A 4,519-nucleotide genomic window follows, 5' to 3' on the forward strand; every position below is an offset into this window, starting at 1 on the left:
AGCCGCCGTCCAAAAAGCGGTCCAGAAGAGGGAGGCCGGTGGAAAGAGTTGCTTGCATGGAGGTTGTAGGGTATACCATACAAATGTATGGTATCAAGAGAGGGAATCAAAAATACTTTGTTTTTTCCGGACGCGGTTGCCTCGCCATTACGCGGCGAGGCACCGCTCGGGTCTCGCCGGCCGCTTCGTTATATGCATCGTGGCGGCCGGCTCCGACACGCCTCCAAAAACAAAGTATTTTTGATTTAGATATATGGACTTAACCGACATACAAAAGAAAGTACTTGAGTATATAGAAAGGGAGGTAGGGGAGGGAGGAACGGCCCCCTCGCTGCGGGAAATCTGTCACCACTTTCGGTTCAATGCCGTCGGCACGGCTCAAGACCATGTTCGAGCGCTGATCCAAAAAGGCTATTTGGAAAGGGATTCCGGCAAAGCCCGGGGGCTTCGGTTGGCCGGCCGGCATCGGGCGGCGTCCAGCAGTGTTCCCTTGCTGGGAGCGATCGCGGCCGGGAATCCCCGCGAAGCGGCCGAAATCATGCTCGGCTCCATCCCGGTTCCATCGAGGCTGACCAAGAAAGGGAACTTATTCGCTCTCCGCGTGGAAGGGGACAGTATGATCGGGGCAGGCATTCATGACGGAGATGTCGTGATCGCCCGACAACAAAATGAAGCTGAGAACGGGGACATCGTTGTGGTTTTGGTGGATGGATCGGCGACGGTTAAACGTTTTGAAAAACGCGGAACAAAATTGCTCCTCTTGCCGGAAAACCCGGCCTTCAAGCCGATACCGATTCAATCCGAGAGTTCAATCATTCAGGGAAAAGTTGTAGCGATTCAACGATACTACGAGTGATACGCCTTCAAGGCCTTCGCACGGCTTTCAAAGCTCGTTGCGTTTCCGCGTTGTACGGATCTGCCGCTAAAGCCCTCTCGAGATGGCTTCTGCCCATTTTGAGATCGCCGCGTTTCACGAAGAGGATACCGAGATCATAGAGCGCGGGGCCGTAATCCGGTTTGATGTTCAAGGCCGAAGCGAATTCCTTTTCAGCCCGTTCGAAATCGCCAAGATGTTTTGCAGAAAGATTGCCGAGTGCGTGTCGACATCGATATTCCATCGGGTTTATACGGAGGCACTCTTCGTAGAAATCTTCGGCATCCTTAAGACGATTGAGCGCAACCAATGCTTTTCCGGCGTTCAGGTAGATAAGCGTTACGTTCGGAGCGAGTCTCGCAGCCTCCGAATATTCTCGAAGTGCCGACGAATAGTCTCCCTGAAAGTAGTACGAGTCTCCTGCCAGCAGGTACCAATCATGGCTGTCCGGATTCCGATTCTTTGCGACGCGAAGCAAACGATCCGCATCTGCGTATTCATGGAGCAGAAGGCGAACGGTAATCGCGTTACCCAGGGCCTTTGGGTCGCCCGGTTCAATGGTTAAAGCCTTGTCGGCAAACACTTTCGCTTCAGCCGGGCGATTCGTTTCTCTGAGCACCGCCGCCAAATTTAAGTTGGCCGGAAACGCATCCGGATAACGAGACCATACGGTTCGCCAGAGGGTCTCGCTGTTCTTCCAGATATGAGTTTGTTGCCAAGTCAGCAGGGAGAGTGTTGCCAACCCGATAGCTGACAGGATGGCTGCCCGTCGGGGCGCTCGGGATCCGACGCGTATGGTCCCGAATGCGATCGGCCAGTAAAAGAAGGGAGCCGCGAAATAGAGATACCGGTCGGCCAGCCATATCGGATGCGGGATCAGATTCAGCACGGGGAGGAGTTGTAGGCCGAACAAGAGGAGACTCAGTCCAACGAGGCCTCTTGTTTTCCATTGTCGGGCGATTATTGCGATATAGACGATGAACCACGTCAAGGAGGCAGCGAACGCGAGATCGATCTTCTTGATCTCAGCGGTGATGTCGTAATAGGGCGAGAGTGAAAATGGGAATAGGACGAGTCCGACATATCGTGCGAACGACTGCAAGATGGCAACCGGATGAGGTTCGAAGCCTTGTCCGTAAAGGGCGGACAGCGACTTTGCGGTGAATTGAAGATAGAGAAATAGGGAGATAAATATTCCACTGACAAGGAAGAAAGGGATTAGCCGAATCAATTCGCGTCTGCGTTCGGTCCCCCGCTTTAGCCAAAGTGCGCGCACAGCAAACAGAACGGGGAAAGTTACTGACTGAGACTTGCAAAGGAGGCCCAGCGTAAATAAGAACAGAGCCAAAGCGGTACTACGGAGACGATGACCGGTAAGATAAGAAAGCCCGCTGAGTAGTATAAAGAATATCGCGAGGACGTCTTTTCGAGATGCGATCCATGCGACCGACTCGACGTGCACGGGATGCACGGCGAACAACAGACTGCCGAAAACTGCTGCCGGCCGATTCGAAAACAGGTGGAAAAGAAATAAGTAGAGCAGTGAGCAGTTTAGGCCGTGGAACAGAACGTTCGTGAGATGAAAGCCGAAAGGTCGGAATTTCCAAATAGCAAAGTCGATAGCGAGGGAAAAATCACGAAGGGGATGGTACTCGGCAAAAGGTTTGTTCACGCGTTCCAGAGGATTGAAAAGCGCTGCAAGATTTTTCCACGTTAAATTCTGTATCCTGCTATTTTCCATTACGTAAGCTGGATCATCCCAATCGACGAAATCGCTCCGAAGCGAACCTGAATGAACGCTAATCGCTAGAATGAAAAGAGAAATGCAAACGAGGAAGCTCTCGTGCTTTAGGAGCTTACACTTCATGAAAACGGGAAAGTGCGTCATGGGTTAGCACGGAACGTGCCGCATCTATGATCGAAAGTCGATGATGAGATCGGGATTTTTCCCTTTCTTGATCGTGATCGTCTTTTGGACCGGCTTGAAGTCGGGATGGCGGAAGATAATCGTGTGTTGACCCGCGCTGAGCTCGTAATCGAGGACAGGGCTGACACCCACCGTCTTGCCGTCGATAATGACATTGGCCCACGGATTTGCGTTTAAGCTGAGCGTTCCGGTTTCGGTTTCCCGAACTTTCTTGAGTTCGACGTCCATTTCCTCGCGGGGGCGGCTCAGCGTGATGTCCCTTTTCATGGGGTAATATCCCGGCGCTTCGACGCGCAGGCCGTACGTCTTTCCGGTTTCCAGGTCTTCGATCACCTGTCCCCGCTCTTTCCCGTCGATCAAAACGCGCGCGTCCGAAGGCCGCGCGTTGATCTTCAAAACCACCGTGTTCTGTTCGAGTTTGAAGTGAAGTTTGTCTTCCGGTTCGGTCGGGACGAACTTTTTAACGGCTTTTCGAAAACCGTTCAGCTCCAGACTGATCCGGTGCTCAACATTCAGACTCACATTTTCAATAATGGCCGGCGTGCGGAAAGACGTTTTTTCCCCGTCGAACGAGATGACGGCGTTCGAAGGATCGCTGGTGACTTGAAGTGCGCCGACCGCCGGAACATCTCTCTGGAGCTTGTACGGTCCGTAGGTGCTCTGATCTTCCGTGACGAAGACTTGTTCGCTCAACGGCTTGAATCCGTCCTTCTCAAATCGAACGACAATCCATGTCTTCACGGCTAAATCCAACGACGCCGGCGTTTGCCCCTTCGGCTTTTCGTTGATGGTGATCTTGGCGCCGGGAGGATCCGTTGTGATCTGAATCGTAGTCAACGCCGGAGTCTTGGCGACCGGTGCCGGAGTGGCGACCACCGCGGGGATCGGCGTCTGATGAAGCCATTTCCATCCGAGCAGGACCCCCACCAAGATCCCTCCGATCGCAGCGGAAATTTTGGCCGCCGCCGAAAGCCAGCGAGGCGAAGTCTTTTTCGGTTCGAAAGAAAACGCGCCGATGGGAACCCGTCGCGCGCGCGAGGGCCGTGAGCCGGAGGAACCGAACGAGGGGCGCTCCGAACCGGAGTCGATCAAGCGATCATTGGCTCCCTCGGCCGCACTCGTGGCCGCGGCCACCTCTTCCGCCGGCAAGGAATCGATGGCTCTTCGGAGAGCCTCCTGTTCGTGCTCGATATCTTCCGAAAAAAGCGTTCTCAAAAACTGGGATAGGTCCCTGCTCGAGAAGTCGGGGTGCTGCGTGTAGAAGATTCGGGCCAGCGCCCCTTGAAATGCCTGGGCCGTCGGATAACGATCCTCCCGCTCCTTGGCGAGAGCCTTCAACATGACTTGTTGAAGATCTGGACGAATCGCCGGGTTGTACTTCGACGGGGGAGGGACGACGCACTCCTTGATCTTTTCGAGCGTGTCGAAATCGGTTTCTCCGAGAAAGAGCCGCCGGCCCGTCAACATCTCATACAGAATGATGCCGGCGGAAAAGACGTCCGTTCGCGAGTCGACTTCCAGGCCGGCCGCCTGCTCGGGGGACATGTATCCGAATTTTCCTTTCAGGACCCCGGCCTGCGTGCGGTTCAGTTTGAATTCCGTCTTGGCAATTCCGAAGTCGACGATTTTCACCTCTCCGTTGTAAGAGATCATGATGTTCTGAGGAGAGATGTCCCGGTGAATGACGTTGAGCGGTTTGCCGGCCATCGGATCGCTCT

General features: G+C 54.1%; 3 protein-coding genes. 1 reads left to right on the plus strand and 2 read right to left on the minus strand.

The genetic code is table 11. The features are described from left to right. Positions 1-253 precede the first annotated feature (253 nt). A complete protein-coding gene (gene lexA / locus VI895_11390) occupies positions 254-856 on the plus strand; it encodes a transcriptional repressor LexA (protein HLG20403.1) in 603 nt (200 codons plus the stop codon). 7 nt (positions 857-863) lie between these two features. Here lexA and VI895_11395 read toward each other — a convergent pair whose 3' ends face one another. Together VI895_11395 and VI895_11400 are read right to left on the minus strand one after the other, a co-directional pair. Then, complete coding sequence (locus VI895_11395) at positions 864-2,762, minus strand: tetratricopeptide repeat protein (GenBank protein ID HLG20404.1); 1,899 nt, start codon at positions 2,760-2,762, stop codon at positions 864-866. Between the two features lie 24 nt (positions 2,763-2,786). After that, positions 2,787-4,519: serine/threonine-protein kinase (locus VI895_11400; protein HLG20405.1), on the minus strand; the 1,733-nt coding region annotated here is incomplete at its 5' end.

This window comes from Bdellovibrionota bacterium (assembly GCA_035292885.1).
In the GTDB taxonomy this organism is placed as follows: Bacteria; Bdellovibrionota_G; JALEGL01; order JALEGL01; family DATDPG01; genus DATDPG01.